This window comes from Roseibium sp. MMSF_3247, from assembly GCF_030733765.1.
Lineage (GTDB): Bacteria > Pseudomonadota > Alphaproteobacteria > Rhizobiales > Stappiaceae > Roseibium.
This window is the reverse complement of the sequence record NZ_JASHII010000003.1, coordinates 184,871-200,172: the sequence shown is the minus strand read 5'-3', so window position 1 is coordinate 200,172 and position 15,302 is coordinate 184,871. Positions and strand designations below refer to the sequence as shown.

Below are 15,302 nucleotides of genomic sequence, written 5' to 3'. Positions count from 1 at the left end.
ATCGGGCATGACCCGACTGACGGAAGAGGCGCAGGGCGTCTACGTGATCGCTGTGACGCCGTTCAACGATAATGGCGCTCTCGATTTGGAAAGTGTCGACCGGATGGTGGATTTCTATCTGGAGGCCGGTGCGACTGGATTGACGGCGCTGGGCATGATGGGAGAGGCGCCCAAGCTGACAACAGCGGAGTCCCTTGAGGTTGTTGAAAGGATCCTTGCTCGTTTGAACGGGCGTATCCCTTTGGTCGTAGGCGTTTCGGCACCAGGGTTCGCTCAGATGGCGGAACTCAGCAAAGCGTCGATGGATGCTGGTGCAGGCGGGGTGATGATTGCGCCGCCTGGCAACCTCAAGACCGATGCCCAGATCGTCACATATTACACTCAGGCAGCGGAATTCATTGGCGATGTGCCGTTTGTCTTGCAGGATTTCCCGTTGGCAACGGGGGTGCATATTCCGGTAAGCGCCATTGCCAGGATCGTGCAAAACGTCCCAACCTGTGTGTGCCTCAAACATGAGGACTGGCCGGGTCTGGAAAAGATCTCCGCGCTCCGTGCGGAAGGAACGCTGACCCGGCGGATCTCCATCCTGTGCGGCAATGGCGGTTTGTTCCTGCCGGAGGAAATGGACCGTGGAGCAGACGGCGCTATGACCGGCTTTTGTTATCCAGAAATGATGCGGGACGTTGTGCGCTATACGCACGCCGGAGACGCTGCGCGGGCGCGCGACCTTTTCAACGCTTATTTGCCGCTGGCCCGTTACGAGCAGCAGCCGGGTCTTGGCCTGGCCGTGCGGAAATACGTGCTTGCCAAGCGGGGTGTGATTGGCAGCGCTGCCTTGCGGCGGCCAGGTGCCGGGCTCACCAAAGCGGCGCAGGCCGAAGTCGATGCGCTCTTGGCGCGTCAAGAAGAAAGACTGAAGGAACTAAACTGATGGATCTTGGGATCAAAGGAAAACGGGCGCTTGTTCTTGGTGCTAGCCGTGGTTTGGGGGCCGCCATTGCGAAGAGCCTGGCGGCAGAAGGCGCCGATGTGATCGCCGCGGCCCGGAATGCGGATGCGATCACAGAGTGGGCAAAGACGACAGATGGCTCTGTCACGGCTCAAAAGCTGGACGTGTCGAATGCCGCTGAAGTCGATGCGGTACTGGACAGCCTGCTGGAAGCTGGAAACATAGATATTCTGGTGAATAATGCGGGTGGCCCACCTCCGGGACGCAGCACGGATCCGGCGCGTGCCGACTGGATGGCACATTTCGAGACCATGGTCGCCAACCTGATCCATATTGCCAACCGGTGTCTGCCGGGCATGGAAGAAGCCGGCTGGGGCCGGATCGTGACAATCTCCTCGTCCGGTGTTGAGCAGCCGATCCCGAACCTGGTCCTGTCCAATGGCCTTCGGTCGGCGCTTGTCGGCTGGTCCAAGACACTGTCCACCGAAGTCGCGTCGAAAGGGATCACCGTCAATATCGCAATGCCCGGGCGCATTCATACGACCCGTGTCGATGAATTGGATGCAGCGGCGGCCAAACGCCTTGGCAAGAGCGTCGAGGACGTTGCAACACAGTCGGCAGCCGCCATACCGGCAGGGCGTTATGGCCGGCCGGATGAATTTGCGGATGTCGTCACCTTCCTCTGTTCAGAGCGTGCGTCCTATGTGACGGGCAGCAAGATCCGGATTGACGGCGGCAGCATTCGCGGGATTTAGAACGTTTGGTTATTGGTTGATATCTCAGTTGCCCGCGGCTGATTGGGAGCGCATTTAGGTACGCGTTCCCAATGTCAGCTACGGGGACGAAAGCTTCAGCTCCAGTTGCGCCTTGCTGAAGACACCTTGCAGATCTCCAGAAGCGAAACGCCAGACCGTGCCTTAGTCACCCAGTGGTTGTGGTCCGGTACGGCCGTGATAGGCGGTGAGGGAGGCGCGGATACGGCGGAGGTTTTCTTTCGTCGTGTCCGCAGACTCCTGCGCCACTGCGGTCGCCAATGCATCGATCACCACCAAATGGACATATCGCGAAGCTGTCGGTTTGAAGATCGCGCGATCCTCGGGGACGTCGATGAGGATCGGGATTTTGGCTGCGGCTGCGAGCCGGGTTCCCGATCTTGTAATGCAGATGGTAGTCGCGCCATAACCATTTGCAATTTCTGCAGCTCCGACAATGGCATCTGCCTCACCGCTGGCCGAGACCAGAAAGAGCGTATCTCCCGGACCGAGCGTTGCGGCCCGCATCTGGAGCAGATAGCTGTCACTTACATGGAAGGACGGAATACCAAGGCGGAAAAACCGGTTTGCCGCTTCTTGCGTGATCATGGACGAGCCGCCGCCGATGCCGGCAAAGAGGATTTGCCTTGTATTCAGGATAACCTCCTTGGCTGCATCCAGCATGTCCGTCTCGACTTGCTTCCGAAGAGTGTCGACAGAGGCATAAAGCGCGCCGATCACCTGGTCGATGGCCGTGTTGGTGTCTGGAACGTCGGGTATTGTGTTCACGCTCATGTATTGTGCGCTCACAGCCAGGTTCTGCACCAGGCGCAGCTTGAAGTCCCGGAAACCTGAACATCCCAGACTGCGGCAGAACCGAATGACCGTCGGTTTGCTGACCTCACAGTGATCGGCCAAATCACCGATTGTCATGTTGCTGATCGCATCAAGGTGGTTCTTGACATAGGTCGCGACCCTTTGCTCCTGGGCAGCAAAGTTCCCATCCAGATTGTTCAGTGCGGACAGCACGTCAAAAACACCCGGTCCGCCTTTTTGAGGAGGTCGCATGGGAGCGTCGACCGCATCAGGTGTTTCAGTTTCAAGTGTAACTTCAGGGTCATTTGTCATGAAACTAAGTTACATATCTCTGTCTAAACAATCAAGAAACTCTGAATAATCAAGCGAAACGAAACTAGAATTGTAACTAAATTTCATTTTAGCGTTGATTCTGAGGTCTTTCGATGTCATAAACGTAACTGAGTTACAGGCCGCACTCTGGGAGGAAGATGTTGGTTCAGGATTGGGCAGCCATAACAAGCGAGCGGGTGAACAAGGTTGTTGAGTTTGTTGTTGCGGGTTTGATGCTCGCGCTTGTGCTCGACGTCTGGCTTGGCGTCGCCGACCGCTACTATTTACGCTGGCAGTTGCCCTGGCCGGAAACGCTGGCCCGCTATCTGATGATCTGGGCAGCGATGCTCGCTGTGTCCTCCGGCATCGCACGGCGCGATCATATTGGACTCACGGCCTTTGTCATGATCTTTCCGGTTTCCGTCAGGCGTCTGGTGCTGATCGCGGTTGATCTGCTGTCGCTGGCGCTCTTCCTCTATGTCGCCTGGTATGGAATTGCCTTTGCCCAAAGCGGTGCTCCACGGCACGCCATGATCTTTGGCATGAGTCTGGCGCCCTTCTATGCGGCGATTCCCGTCTCCGCGGCGCTGTGTTCGGTTCAGCTTGTTCTCGTGCTGTTGCGGGACCTCGGTGGTCATCTCGATAAACCCGTGTTTTCCGAACCTGTATTGGAGGACGGCCAATGATCGTCGCCATCTCATTTGTCGTTCTGATCCTTTTTGGCATGCCGATCGGATTTGCCATTGGTCTTGCCGGTGTCATCGGTCTGATCGATGTGGGCGGCGGCTCGTTCCTGGCGATTGGGCCGAGCAAAATCTTCAACGGACTGAACATCTTTCCGTTCCTTGCCATGCCGTTTTTCATTCTGGCCGGTGAGATCATGAACGGGACGGGCATAACAACCCGTTTGGTGAAACTCGCTCAGGTCCTGGTTGGTCGCTTTCGCGGTGGTCTTGCCCACACGAACATGCTGGCATCCGTCTTCTTTGCCGGTCTGACCGGATCTGCAACCGCTGATGCCGCTGCGTTCGGGCGGACGCTCGTGCCGGCCATGGTCAAGGAAGGTTACAAGCGGGACTACGCCTGCGCTGTCACAGCCGCCGGCTCGATCATTGGCCCAACCATTCCGCCATCCGGTCTGATGGTGGTCTATGGTTCCCTTATGGGGGTCTCGATCGCGGGGCTGTTTGCGGCTGGCATCCTTCCGGGCCTCGTGATCTGCGCCGTTTGCATGGGCGTCATCGTAGTCGGGGGCAAGCGGGAAAACCTGCCGCAAGCCTTGCGCGGGGCCAGCCTCAAGGAAGTCTGGCAGACATTCGTCTCCTCCCTGACGGCGCTCGCCATGCCGGTTATCATCCTTGGCGGAATTCTTGGCGGTATCGTTACGCCGACAGAGGCAGCTTCCATTGCCGTTGCCTACGCGCTCTTCATTGGTGCGATCGTCTACCGCACGCTGACCTTCAAGAATTTCTATTCGATGCTGGTCCGCACTGCACGGATCACTGGTGTCATCTTCGTCATCATCGCCTTTGCCAGCGTGCTGGGCTGGTGGATGAGCTTTGAACGTATTCCGCAACTCATGGCGGAGACGGTCCTGAGCCTTTCAGGCAACCGCTATGCCGTCATCGCCATCATCATCTGTCTTTTGCTGGTTGTCGGCATGGTCATGGATATCACCGCAATCCTGATCATCCTTGCGCCAGTGCTTGTGCCTTTGACCGAGCAGGTTGGTCTCGAGCCGATCCACGCCGGAATCATCTTCGTTCTTGCGCTGAACATTTCGCTGATGACGCCGCCCGTCGGCGCCTGTCTGTTTGTTCTTTCCTCCGTGACCGGAGAACGCCTGGAACGCATCTCGGTGAAGTTGATGCCGTTCCTGATCGCCGAGGTCGCCATTCTCTTCATCTTCGCTTTCTGGGAGGACGCCGCCCTGCTCCTGCCCAGACTCCTTGGCTTTGCCAACTAACCAAAACAAACACCAGAGAGGGTAATCACATGAAACGGACTGCACTATCTGCGGCGCTTGCCGCCACCTTGATCGCCAGCACCGCCTATGCGGACGGAGGCGTCATTCGCTTCGGTCACGACAACAAGACCGACCCGTTTGAAAATCCGGCTCATGCTTGCACTGCCGTCTTTGACAACCTCGTCACCTCCGGCACCAACGGCAGTGTTTCTGTCGAAGTCTTCGGCTCCAACCAGCTTGGTTCGGCAGCGGAACATGTTCAGCAGGTGCGTGATGGCCTGCTTCAGGCGACGCTGACGTCTACGGGCGCGCTTGCCAGCTATTATCCGCGCATTGATGTTCTGAACCTGCCGTTCGCCTTCAACGGCAATGCTGCGACCTATGAAGTCTTCGACGGAGATTTCGGTAAGGCGCTTGCCGCAGACATCGAGGCTGAACTCGGTGATGTTGTAGTGCTCGGTTTCCCCGACACTGGCGGTTTCTTTGCCGTTACGAACTCGCAGCGCGAGATTGCCAACCTGGCCGATTTTGACGGCATCCGCATCCGCACGATGACCTTGCCGTCGCACCAGACTATTGTGAAAGCTCTTGGCGCAGAAGCTTATCCGCTGTCTTGGGGCGAGGTCTATTCTGGCCTGCAAACCGGCGTGATTGATGGTCAGATGAACCCGGTCCCGATCATCTCCTTCGCGAACTTCGCAGAGGTTCAGGAATATCTGACGCTAACCAATCATCTGTTCTCACCGTACACGTTCTTGATGAACCGTGCCTTCTACGAAGGCCTGTCCGACAGCGAGAAAGCCACCGTGCACACCGCAGCCGAGAACTGTGTGGCAGCCAGCCGGGGCCTTTCCCGCATCATTGAAGCTTCCGACCGCGGTCTTGCAGGGCTCGCCGATGACATCAAGGTCACCGCGCTCAGCGATGACCAGCGGGCGGAGATGGCAGCAGCCACACAGCCGGCATTCGAAACGCATGTTGCGGAAAATCTCGACCCGAAGGCCAATGAGCTGCTGGTGAAGTTCCGCGATGCAGTCAACAAGGCAAACGAAGCCTCCTATCTGAACTGATCGGCACGGCCGGACGGCCGTCTGAAGAACTTGCCGGAGGCCGCCAAATGGTCTCCGGCATATAACAAGAACCCGGACAGGACCCAATCCATGCGGATCTTCTGTGCATCGCTCGCCACAGAGACAAACACGTTTTCGCCTCTGCGGACGGACTTTTCTGACTTCAAACAGAGTTTTTATGCAGCTCCCGGTGCTCATCCGGAAACGCCAACTCTGTGCAGCGGCGTTTTCCCCGCGCTTCGCCGGGCATCTCAGGACCTTGATTTCGACCTTATAGAGGGCACTGCCACCTGGGCCGAGCCTGGGGGGCTTTTGAACGCCGGGACCTGGGTCTATTTGCGGGACGAGATCCTGGAGCAGGTCCGTGAAGCCTTGCCGCTGGATGGCGTTGTTCTGGGCCTGCATGGCGCGATGATCGCAGATGGTTGCACCGATTGCGAAGGTGCTCTGCTGGAAGCCGTCCGGGGCATTGTCGGACCAGAGACGATCATCGGTGTCACTTTTGATCCGCACAGTCACCTTAGTCAGAAGCGGGTCGACAATGCGGACATCATCACGGTGTTCAAGGAATTCCCGCATACGGATTTTGCCGAAACGGGCGAAGCCTGTGTCGCACTTGTCTTGCGGGCCTTGAGGGGTGAAATCAAACCGGTCGTATCCGCCTACGATGTGCGTATGATCGATATCCTGCCGACCAGTCAGGCTCCAATGCGCGGTTTTGTCGACCGGATGAAAGCGTTGGAAGAAGACGGAACCGTCCTTTCCGTGTCGGCCATTCATGGGTTCATGGCCGGAGATTCTCCGGACCTCGGAGCCAAGATCGTTGTTGTGACCGACAATGATCGGTCAAAGGGGACTGAAATTGCGACGCGCCTGGGCCAGGAATTGTTTTCCTTCCGGGGGCAGACGAAACCTCAGTTTTTGACAGCATCGGCTGCTTTGGCCAAGGCTGCCAGAGCGGACAAGGGCCCGGTGGTCGTTGCGGATGTCTGGGACAATCCAGGTGGTGGCGTTGCCGGTGATTCCACCTTGATGTTACGCGAAGCTATGGCCCAGGACCTCCAATCGGCGGCGTTTGGCACCATTTGGGACCCGATGGCTGTGCGGCTCTGTCATGCTGCCGGGGAGGGGGCACGTCTTAACCTGCGTTTCGGCGGCAAGACGTCCTCGACAGCTGGCGATCCGGTGGACGCGACCGTCACTGTGCTCAAAAACCAGCGGGAGGCGGTACAAAGCTTCGGCACATCGATTGTTCCGCTGGGCGACTGTTCTGTCATCCGACTTGGCGGCATAGATGTGGTGCTGAACTCCAATCGCAGCCAGGCATTTTCGCCGGATCTGTTCACCAATCTCGGCATCGACATCACGGCCAAAAAAGTTCTGGTGGTGAAGTCGACCAACCACTTCTACGGTGCATTTTCAAAGACTGCGGCGGAGGTCCTTTATGCCTCTGTTGACGGTCCTTACCCCAATGACCCGAAAACGACGCCCTATACCCGTTTGACGCGCCCGCTGTGGCCGATCGTCTCCAACCCCTTCGAAATGGCCCTTGCATGAGTTTTGAAGATATCCAAACGCCGACAGTTCTCGTTGATCTCGACATCGCCGAGGCAAACATCGACGCTTATCAGGCCTATTGCACGAAACATGGTCTTGCCCTGCGCCCGCATATCAAGACCCACAAACTGCCGTTTCTGGCAAAGCGCCAGCTTGAGGCGGGAGCAATTGGCATCACATGCCAAAAGATCAGCGAAGCCGAAGCGATGATCGCGGACGGTGGCATTGATGATGTCTTGATCACATTCAATATCCTGGGAGCAGAGAAGCTGGAGCGGCTGAAGGCGCTGGCCGGGACGGTCCGCCTGAGTGTCGTCGCGGATAACACTTCAACCGTGAAGGGGTTGTCGGACGCTTTTTCAGACACAGCCAGCGGGCTCACAGTGCTAGTTGAATGCGACACCGGCGCAGAGAGGTGCGGTGTCACCAGTCCGGAAGCGGCGCGAGATCTGGCGCAAATCATAAACCAGAGCCCCGGCCTCACCTTCGGCGGGCTGATGACCTATCCGCCAGCTGGTAAGGAAGCAGAGGTGCAGGACTGGCTCACCAAGGCGCGGGACCTGATCGAGGCTGATGGTCCGAAGGTCGCCGTGATCTCGAACGGTGGATCACCTGGAATGTGGCGGGCGGAAAACGTACCGGGTGCGACCGAGTACCGGATCGGCACATACGTTTACAACGACCGCTCCCTGGTGAGCCGGGGTGTTTGTGACTGGGGCGACTGCGCTTTGACGGTGCTTGCAACTGTTGTCTCTGTGCCAGCCCCAAACCGGGCCGTCATTGATGCCGGTACTAAGGTCCTGACCTCGGATCTCCTCGGACTGAACGGCCATGGCCACGTTCTTGGCCGCCCGGACATAACCGTTGATGCCTTGTCGGAAGAGCACGGAGTGCTGCGCGCCGAAACCATTGGCCTTGAGGTGGGTGACCGGATCCGGATCGTGCCCAATCACGCCTGCGTGGTCAGCAATATGGTGGATGAGGTTCAGCTTGTCCGAGGTGAACACGGTTTGGGGACTTCCACCGTTTCTGCCCGTGGCAAGGTGGTCTGACCTATGGTCGATATACTGTGTATCGGGGAACCGCTTTTTGAACTCAATGAGCAACCGGACGGCTCTTTCTTGCCCGGGTGGGGCGGAGATGTCTCCAATGTCTGTATCGCGGCAGCGCGCCAGCAGGCTTATGTCGGATTGATCGCCAATATCGGCGCAGACACCTTTGGTGAAAGCCTTCAGGAAACCTGGCGGCGCGAAGGTGTGTCAACGAAGCACGTAACGTCAAAGCCGGGCGAGGATACTGGGATTTATTTTGTCCAGCATGACGCGAATGGGCACAAGTTTCTCTACCGCCGCAAGGGCTCGGCTGCATCCCGTATGACTCGAGAAGACATTCCACAATCCGCCATCGCGGACGCTTCGCTGGTTTATGCCTCGGGCATCAGCCTTGCGGTATCGGATGATATGCGGGACGCCACGCGCCACGCGATTGAAGTCGCTGTCGCAAACGGCCGGACAGTGGCCTTTGATCCGAATTTAAGGACCGCGCTCTGGTCGCTGGACGAAGCCCGCGCGGTGACGCATGAGGTCATGAAACACTGCGATATCGCCTTGCCGGGCCTTGAGGATGCCCGTGCGCTGACCGGGCACACAAGCCCAGAAGAGATCGTCCGGTTCTACCACAGTCTCGGCGCGCGGATCGTTGCCCTGACGCTCGGTGCGGATGGCGTTGCCGTCTCTTGCGGGGACGGTGTTCAGACGATCCCGGGTGAAGCCGTGGAGACGGTAGACGCGACCGGTGCCGGAGACTGTTTCAACGGTGTCTTCATGGCCGCGTGGCTGCGTTCTGGTAATGCAGTCGAAGCTGCAGACATTGCCAATCGCGCCGCTGCGCACTCGACCACTGCCTTCGGTGCTGTCACCGCACCGAACATGACCCTTTCCTCTTAAAAACCAAAAAGGATGCTTGAACATGAGCCAAGCCACGATTGAACGTTTCGGCGGCGGCAAAACGGGTGCCGGCGGACAACCTCTTCCCTTTGCAACAGCCGTACGCGCTGGGGACTTTGTTTTCATTTCCGGCCAGGTCGCCATGAAGGAAAATGGCGAGATCGAACCGGGCGGCGTGGAAAGCCAAACCAAACGCACCATGGAAAACGTCATCGCGGCGCTCGCCCTTGCGGACTGCACGCTCGATGATGTCGTGAAGGTCGGCGTCTGGCTGGACGACACCCGGGACTTCTGGACCTTCAACAAGGTGTACGCCAGCTATTTCCCGAATGGTGGTCCGGCCCGCTCAACGGTTCGTTCCCAGCTGATGGTCGACGCAAAGGTCGAGATCGATGCGGTCGCGTACAAACCGCGCCCAATAGCCGACTGATTTAGAGTGGAGACCGGGGCTATCGGCTCCCGGTCTCTCATAAGGTTCAATGATCGCGAGAAAGTCGCAGGTTTTCAAACGCGTTTATGCGGCGTTATCAGAGCCCCGCTTCTTCCAGTACTTTCTTGGCCACCCGGAAGCACTCCAGGGCCTGGGGGACGCCGCAATAGATGCCGATCACATGGATGATGGCGCGGATCTCCTCCTTGGAAACGCCATTGGTGACAGCGCCGCGGCAATGGGTTTCCCACTCGGTCATCTTGCCGAGCGCCCCGATCATGGCGAGGTTCATCATGGAGCGGGTCTTGGCGTCGATCACATCATCGCCCCAGCCAAAACCCCAGCACCAGGCCGTCATTGCCTCTTGAAACGGCCGTGTAAAATCATCGGCGGCCGCAAGGTTCTTCTCCACATACTCCGCGCCAAGGGTTGCCTTGCGTTGCGCAAGTCCTTTTTCAAATAGATCCTGATCCATCAGCCTATCCTGATTGCAATGTTTTTGGTCTGAACGTAGTTGAGCAGAGCCTCACGGCCCTTTTCCCGGCCATAGCCGGATTTGCCAAAGCCGCCGAACGGCGTTTCGACCCCGCCAGCGTACCATTCATTGACGAACACCTGACCTGCCCGGAGCTGCCGTGAAGCGCGCATGGCTCGGTCGACATTGGCCGTGAAGACCCCGGCCACCAGGCCATAGGGTGTTCCGTTGGCGATCTCGAGCGCTTCGCGTTCGTCCCGTGCTTTCAGGACCGACAGCACCGGACCGAAAACTTCATCGCTCGCAATTGTCATGTCAGGTGAAACATCGGTCAGAACCGTCGGCTCGAGAAAGTAACCTGGGCGGTTCATGCGGCGGCCGCCGGTCGCAACCCGGGCTCCTTCGCGTTCAGCTTGAGAGACCATGCCTGCCGCCCGCTGGCATTGGCCTTCAGAGATCATCGGGCCCATGTTGTTGCCAAATTCCGGAAACTCGAGACCCGGACCGACCTTGAGGCCTTCCGCCATACCGACGATGCCGTCCACCAACCTGTCATGGATGGCTTCATGGGCAATGACGCGGGACATGGCCGAACACACTTGGCCTGCGTTGAAGTAGATGCCCCAGCGAACATCCGAAAGGAACCCGTCGAGATCGGCGTCATCGTAGACGATCGCAGCCGATTTCCCTCCAAGTTCAAGTACACAGGGCACGACGTTCCGGGCCGCGGCCGTCGCAATGGCCGAGCCTGTAGCAACAGACCCGGTAAAGACGATCTGATTGATGTCAGTGTGGGCGGACAAAGCTGCTCCTGCCTCCTTGCCAAGACCGCAGAGGATGTTCAATGCCCCTGCCGGCAGGCCGCAGGCGAGGGCCGCATCCGCGAAGTATTTATTCGTGAGCGGGTCAAGTTCCGGCGTCTTGACAACGACAGCGCATCCCACCGCAAGCGCGGCCGAGACCGAGCGAGCCGTCATCTCCATCGGATAGTTCCACGGAATGATTTGGGCGGAAACGGCAAAAGGCTCGTGGACGGTAAAGTCGAAATACCCGCCGCCCAAAGGGATCGACCGTCCTTCCATGGTTTCGGCTTGGTTGCCGTAGTATTCGAAATACCGGGCTGCGCCCTCGATTTCGAGCTTCGCTTCCCAGAGTGGCTTTCCTGCTTCCCGGGTCAGGATTGGGGCGATTTCATCGATGCGATCCAGAAGGTAATCACCCATTTTGCGGACAATCCGTCCTCGCTCTACAGGGCGAAGATCCATCCACGTGCGGCTATCGCTGACTCGTTTAGCAGCCTTGACCGCGCGGTCTACATCAGCGGCATCCGCCAGCGCCTGCTCGGCAAGTTTCTCTCCGGTTCCCGGATCGAGAACGTCGAGCCGTCCTCCGCCACCGTCCACAAACGCGCCGTCGATGAAGTTTTGCCAGTAAGCTGGTACTTGGGTCACGAGGGTATAATCCTGTTGGCGTAGAGCCGGTCGTAATGCGGCTTCATGCGTTTGTGGACATGCTGGACCCTTGCTGGAGCCTCTGAAATGTCCACGTATTTCCTCTTTTGGGTTGTCAGGCCTGTGGACCGCTTCAGGTTCTCATGAAACGACCCGCCATCCCACCAGCTGTATTGTCCAGTGTCGGCACCCGGCTCCCAAGACAAGGCTTCCTTTATGAACGGAATGCCGACGGCTTCACAAAAGGCTTCGACCGTTTTCTCCGGCGTTTCAAGCAAGTCATTGCTGTCAATCACCGGCGGAGGTGTGCCGTTCAAGGCCGTGAGCAGATCGTAGAGGGCCCGTTGTTCTGGGAACCCGACTTCGGCGGCGTCGAAATCCGGCCACTTGTCATACATCGAGGTGATGGTGAGGGCTGGATCGCGGATCAGGAAGGCATGGGTGAAGTTGGAAAGAAACTCTGCATCCCACATATGGTTCACATAATGGGGGAAGTCCTTGATGAATACCGGGCCTTTTTCAGCGCGCTGTTGAATGTCCTGCCAAACGCTTTGCAGAGTAAGCCCCGCCGTTGTCTTGTCGCCAGGTGTCCACCTCGGCCAAAACGGGTCTTCTCCCTGATACCAGGCTTCGCCAAAGGGTTCGTGGAGACAATCCAGATCTCCCCTTTGGCGCATCATCCATTCAAAGGCTGTGGAGGTCGAGCGCGGCACGGCCCATAGAGCAATGATCTTATGCATTCAGAGACCTCAAGAGTTGCCCGTTCTCGCCAGCCGGAGCCAACTCCAATGATTTGAAAATCCGCCAGTAAAGTGCCGTGTCGTGCGCGATTACCGGTTTGCCAAGGCGGTCTTCAAGCATGCTTGTGAGGTGCAGCATCCGTTGCGGTTGCTGGTTGGGACCTGTGCGGAAATTGACCATGCCGTTGGCAAGGTAGGCATCTGCCTGCGGGGCCTTTTCGGCGATGTAATCGAAGCTTTTTGCTGCAAGGTCACCATCAAAGATCCACCGTTGTTTGTTGACATCGTCCTGAGTGGAAAACCAGCCCTGGTCCACGAAATTGCCTGCCCAAAGCACATCGAACCCGGCTTGTTTCAAGAACCCAACTGTGCCCTGCCACCACTTTGGCCAGTGATAGACTGCGTTCAAGGCCACCTTTTCAACGTTCATGGCACGCAAGGCTTCGACCATCGCATAGCCAGCCATGTGAAACGCGAGACCATGTCTATCGCTCATCTTTTTGCAGAAGTCAGATATACCCTCAACGCCCAAGCCAGAGGCGTGCACCCAGTTGGACCCCACCTGACCGCACACGTCCGCACCATTGTTTGCCATCAGCGCGGCAAATTCCTCCAGCATTGCAAAGTTTTGCTTCCGCTGGTCGAGTTGGTGATCGTAGTTCGGCGCATGGAGCATCCATCCGTGCACTCCAACTGAGGGGGGGGCGATGCGCAGAAAGTCTGATGGGGCGGCATCCCAGTCCCGGGGCGGACAGGTAAACCCAACCTGATGCGGAAACAGCTTCTGATCAGCCGTCCAGACGTCCGGCATGTGCCAGGAAGCCTTGGACGCTGTTTCGCTCGTCATGCTTCACGCATCCAGCTTTGGAGTGCCTGTACCGAGTGTTCGGAATGCACACCGCAGGCTGGATCCAGCACCAGAGGTCCGGGTTTGTATCCGCGGCTTTTGAGACCGCGCTGTACCGATTCCACAAGGTAAATGTCTTCTTCGACCGTGGTCGAGCGGTCCTGTACGGCAAGACGGCGCACCACTTCACTGTCGACACCGTCGATGGTGTACCAACCGCGCCAGACTACGACGTGATCCACATCGACCGCACGCCAATGATAGGTGTTCAGAATGTTTCCCGGGTAGACCTGGAAGGAGAACAACGGCCATAAGAACCAGGAAGAATAGTCTCCCGCATGTTCGTTGGAATCGAGGTCGATCTCATAGGTCATGCGCTCCAGATTTTGACATTCTGTTGTGTGGCGCAGGCAATACCCTTGCGGCTGGATGTCATAGGTTTCTGGCTTGATGACACCGGTCGCGAAAGTCGGGTGGTTGATGGGGCAGTGATAACACTCGGAATAGTTTTCGACCGAGACTTTCCAATTGCAGTTTTCTTCGATTTCCACCCACTCGAGCGGCTGTAGCCGATCGATATGCGGAACAAAGGATCTCAACTCTTCCCGAACATTGGGAAACCAATCGTCCATGGGCTTGGCATTGGGATCCAGGTTTACAAACAGGAAGCCGCAGAAATCCTCAATTTGGACGGTGCTCAGGCAAATCTGGTTGCGGTCGAATCCTGGGACTGATTTGACATTGGGTCCGGACCGCAGACCGCCCGTGAGTTCATAAGTCCAGCTGTGATAAGGGCACACCAGCAGCTTGGTGTTGCCTTCGCCTTGAACCAGCTGATGGGCCCGGTGCTGACAAACGTTAAAATAGGCGCGCAGCACACCCTCGCGATCCTTCAGGCAGACAATACTTTCACCGGCGATATCGATCGTGAAGTAATCGCCTGGTTTTTGCAGCAAAGACGCATGTCCTGCAAATTGCCACGTTCGTGCCAGCAGGCCGTCCTTCTCCCGCTCAAAGTGAGCAGGGTCGGTGTAGTACCGCGCTTCGAGCGAATGGATCAGCTGGCTGTGAACGTTCATGAGCGGTCCTTCCATTCTTCCTGATAGAGCCCCATGGCATGGCGGCGGGTGTGGAACTTCTCAATGTTTGCAACGACATCGGGTGGTGCGTCGGCAATGACAAAGGCAAGCAGCGTTTCCAACAACGCGATCGTTGACACGGACGAGGGAAAAAACTGCGGAGTTTCGGCGTCGATGATGAAGGCGTGATCGCTGCCGACCACGATTGGGGAAGCCGGGCTGTCGGAGATTGCGACGATTGTCAGGCCCTGTTCGCGTGCGACCTCAACGGCTTCAATCACGTCGGTTCGATACGGTTTGCAGGTCATGGCGAGCAACACATCGCGTTTGTCTGCCCGGGCCAAGTCGTCTGTTGCGACAGACCCCATACGCGGGATCGTCCAAATCGTGTCAACGGCCATGTCTGCAAGGTAGGTAAAGTTGCGGGCGTTGGAGTTGTTGACGCCAACGCCGAGCACATAGGTGTGCCGCGCATTCACGATCGCATCGGCGGCCGCTTTCATGGCATTCGCATCGGTTGCCGCAAAAGTGTTCTCGATGTTCGAGATTGCACAGGCCGCCATTTCGGCAAAGAGCTCACCCAATTGGCCGCCTTTGGATAGGGACTGCAGCCAACGCGCCCTGTCCGGAAAATCTGTACCTCTGCTGCGGATCGCTTCGCGGAACGGCTGCCGGAAGTCCTCATAGCCTTCAAAACCCACAGACCGTGCCATGCGCACAAATGTGTTGGGTTTTACCCCGGCAGCATCTGCGATCTCGCGGATTGAGCTGACGCCGACATCATTCGGATTTTCAAGCACATAGCTTGCCGCCTTGCGCAGCTCTGGGGTCAACACCTCAAGCTCGGCAGCCAGGTCGTCCAGCACAGTCTGCGGCGCCTTCAAATCAGATTTTGGTACATTCATGTCATTC

16 protein-coding genes are annotated in these 15,302 nt (G+C 57.6%); 9 read left to right on the top strand and 7 right to left on the bottom strand.

Going from position 1 to position 15,302, the window contains the following annotated elements:
- Positions 1–7: 7 nt before the first annotated feature.
- Both RBB44_RS11325 and RBB44_RS11320 read left to right on the top strand, forming a co-directional pair.
- On the top strand, positions 8–931 hold the full coding sequence (locus tag RBB44_RS11325) for a dihydrodipicolinate synthase family protein (RefSeq protein WP_306147485.1): 924 nt from the start codon (positions 8–10) through the stop codon (positions 929–931).
- The gene (locus RBB44_RS11320) at positions 931–1,704 is read left to right on the top strand and encodes an SDR family oxidoreductase (protein WP_306147484.1); all 774 of its coding nucleotides are present in this window, start codon (positions 931–933) and stop codon (positions 1,702–1,704) included. Before RBB44_RS11325 ends, RBB44_RS11320 begins: the two co-directional genes overlap by 1 nt.
- A gap of 162 nt (positions 1,705–1,866) precedes the next feature.
- Here RBB44_RS11320 and RBB44_RS11315 read toward each other — a convergent pair whose 3' ends face one another.
- Entirely contained in the window at positions 1,867–2,829 is a 963-nt protein-coding gene (locus tag RBB44_RS11315; RefSeq protein WP_306147483.1) for a MurR/RpiR family transcriptional regulator, read from the bottom strand.
- Positions 2,830–2,987: 158 nt separating this feature from the next.
- Here RBB44_RS11315 and RBB44_RS11310 point away from each other — a divergent pair, with 158 nt between their 5' ends.
- The 7 genes from RBB44_RS11310 to RBB44_RS11280 all read left to right on the top strand — a co-directional run bounded on the left by RBB44_RS11310 (position 2,988) and on the right by RBB44_RS11280 (position 9,798).
- A complete protein-coding gene (locus tag RBB44_RS11310) occupies positions 2,988–3,515 on the top strand; it encodes a TRAP transporter small permease (protein ID WP_306147482.1) in 528 nt (175 codons plus the stop codon).
- Positions 3,512–4,795: a TRAP transporter large permease gene (locus RBB44_RS11305; RefSeq protein WP_306147481.1), complete on the top strand. Its 1,284-nt coding sequence runs from the start codon at positions 3,512–3,514 to the stop codon at positions 4,793–4,795. Before RBB44_RS11310 ends, RBB44_RS11305 begins: the two co-directional genes overlap by 4 nt.
- Before the next feature lie 29 nt (positions 4,796–4,824).
- On the top strand, positions 4,825–5,865 hold the full coding sequence (locus RBB44_RS11300; protein ID WP_306147480.1) for a DctP family TRAP transporter solute-binding subunit: 1,041 nt from the start codon (positions 4,825–4,827) through the stop codon (positions 5,863–5,865).
- A 90-nt stretch (positions 5,866–5,955) separates the two neighbouring features.
- Positions 5,956–7,422 (top strand): M81 family metallopeptidase, encoded by a 1,467-nt coding sequence (locus RBB44_RS11295; RefSeq protein WP_306147479.1) that lies wholly within the window; start codon positions 5,956–5,958, stop codon positions 7,420–7,422.
- Entirely contained in the window at positions 7,419–8,474 is a 1,056-nt protein-coding gene (locus RBB44_RS11290; protein ID WP_306147478.1) for a D-TA family PLP-dependent enzyme, read from the top strand. The genes RBB44_RS11295 and RBB44_RS11290 overlap by 4 nt, the downstream gene beginning before the upstream one ends.
- Positions 8,475–8,477: 3 nt before the next feature.
- On the top strand, positions 8,478–9,368 hold the full coding sequence (locus tag RBB44_RS11285; RefSeq protein ID WP_306147477.1) for a sugar kinase: 891 nt from the start codon (positions 8,478–8,480) through the stop codon (positions 9,366–9,368).
- Positions 9,369–9,390: 22 nt separating this feature from the next.
- The gene (locus tag RBB44_RS11280; RefSeq protein WP_209174509.1) at positions 9,391–9,798 is read left to right on the top strand and encodes a RidA family protein; all 408 of its coding nucleotides are present in this window, start codon (positions 9,391–9,393) and stop codon (positions 9,796–9,798) included.
- A gap of 97 nt (positions 9,799–9,895) precedes the next feature.
- Here the strand turns inward: RBB44_RS11280 and RBB44_RS11275 are convergent, their stop codons facing one another.
- The 6 genes from RBB44_RS11275 to RBB44_RS11250 are packed head-to-tail and all read right to left on the bottom strand — an operon-like array spanning position 9,896 to position 15,295.
- Complete coding sequence (locus tag RBB44_RS11275) at positions 9,896–10,273, bottom strand: carboxymuconolactone decarboxylase family protein (protein ID WP_306147476.1); 378 nt, start codon at positions 10,271–10,273, stop codon at positions 9,896–9,898.
- Positions 10,273–11,724, bottom strand: a complete 1,452-nt coding sequence (locus RBB44_RS11270) for an aldehyde dehydrogenase family protein (protein ID WP_306147475.1) — start codon at positions 11,722–11,724, stop codon at positions 10,273–10,275. Before RBB44_RS11270 ends, RBB44_RS11275 begins: the two co-directional genes overlap by 1 nt.
- On the bottom strand, positions 11,721–12,464 hold the full coding sequence (locus tag RBB44_RS11265) for a hypothetical protein (RefSeq protein WP_306147474.1): 744 nt from the start codon (positions 12,462–12,464) through the stop codon (positions 11,721–11,723). Before RBB44_RS11265 ends, RBB44_RS11270 begins: the two co-directional genes overlap by 4 nt.
- Complete coding sequence (locus RBB44_RS11260; protein ID WP_306147473.1) at positions 12,457–13,311, bottom strand: hypothetical protein; 855 nt, start codon at positions 13,309–13,311, stop codon at positions 12,457–12,459. The genes RBB44_RS11265 and RBB44_RS11260 overlap by 8 nt, the downstream gene beginning before the upstream one ends.
- A complete protein-coding gene (locus RBB44_RS11255) occupies positions 13,308–14,390 on the bottom strand; it encodes an aromatic ring-hydroxylating dioxygenase subunit alpha (RefSeq protein ID WP_306147472.1) in 1,083 nt (360 codons plus the stop codon). Before RBB44_RS11255 ends, RBB44_RS11260 begins: the two co-directional genes overlap by 4 nt.
- Positions 14,387–15,295 (bottom strand): MurR/RpiR family transcriptional regulator, encoded by a 909-nt coding sequence (locus tag RBB44_RS11250; protein ID WP_008194337.1) that lies wholly within the window; start codon positions 15,293–15,295, stop codon positions 14,387–14,389. Before RBB44_RS11250 ends, RBB44_RS11255 begins: the two co-directional genes overlap by 4 nt.
- Between the last annotated feature and the right edge of the window lie 7 nt (positions 15,296–15,302).

Coding starts and splice junctions, on each gene's coding strand:
- RBB44_RS11325 (WP_306147485.1), top strand. CDS start 8: ATGACCCGACTGACGGAAGAGGCGCAGGGCGTCTACGTGATCGCTGTG.
- RBB44_RS11320 (WP_306147484.1), top strand. CDS start 931: ATGGATCTTGGGATCAAAGGAAAACGGGCGCTTGTTCTTGGTGCTAGC.
- RBB44_RS11315 (WP_306147483.1), bottom strand. CDS start 2,829: ATGACAAATGACCCTGAAGTTACACTTGAAACTGAAACACCTGATGCG.
- RBB44_RS11310 (WP_306147482.1), top strand. CDS start 2,988: ATGTTGGTTCAGGATTGGGCAGCCATAACAAGCGAGCGGGTGAACAAG.
- RBB44_RS11305 (WP_306147481.1), top strand. CDS start 3,512: ATGATCGTCGCCATCTCATTTGTCGTTCTGATCCTTTTTGGCATGCCG.
- RBB44_RS11300 (WP_306147480.1), top strand. CDS start 4,825: ATGAAACGGACTGCACTATCTGCGGCGCTTGCCGCCACCTTGATCGCC.
- RBB44_RS11295 (WP_306147479.1), top strand. CDS start 5,956: ATGCGGATCTTCTGTGCATCGCTCGCCACAGAGACAAACACGTTTTCG.
- RBB44_RS11290 (WP_306147478.1), top strand. CDS start 7,419: ATGAGTTTTGAAGATATCCAAACGCCGACAGTTCTCGTTGATCTCGAC.
- RBB44_RS11285 (WP_306147477.1), top strand. CDS start 8,478: ATGGTCGATATACTGTGTATCGGGGAACCGCTTTTTGAACTCAATGAG.
- RBB44_RS11280 (WP_209174509.1), top strand. CDS start 9,391: ATGAGCCAAGCCACGATTGAACGTTTCGGCGGCGGCAAAACGGGTGCC.
- RBB44_RS11275 (WP_306147476.1), bottom strand. CDS start 10,273: ATGGATCAGGATCTATTTGAAAAAGGACTTGCGCAACGCAAGGCAACC.
- RBB44_RS11265 (WP_306147474.1), bottom strand. CDS start 12,464: ATGCATAAGATCATTGCTCTATGGGCCGTGCCGCGCTCGACCTCCACA.
- RBB44_RS11260 (WP_306147473.1), bottom strand. CDS start 13,311: ATGACGAGCGAAACAGCGTCCAAGGCTTCCTGGCACATGCCGGACGTC.
- RBB44_RS11255 (WP_306147472.1), bottom strand. CDS start 14,390: ATGAACGTTCACAGCCAGCTGATCCATTCGCTCGAAGCGCGGTACTAC.
- RBB44_RS11250 (WP_008194337.1), bottom strand. CDS start 15,295: ATGAATGTACCAAAATCTGATTTGAAGGCGCCGCAGACTGTGCTGGAC.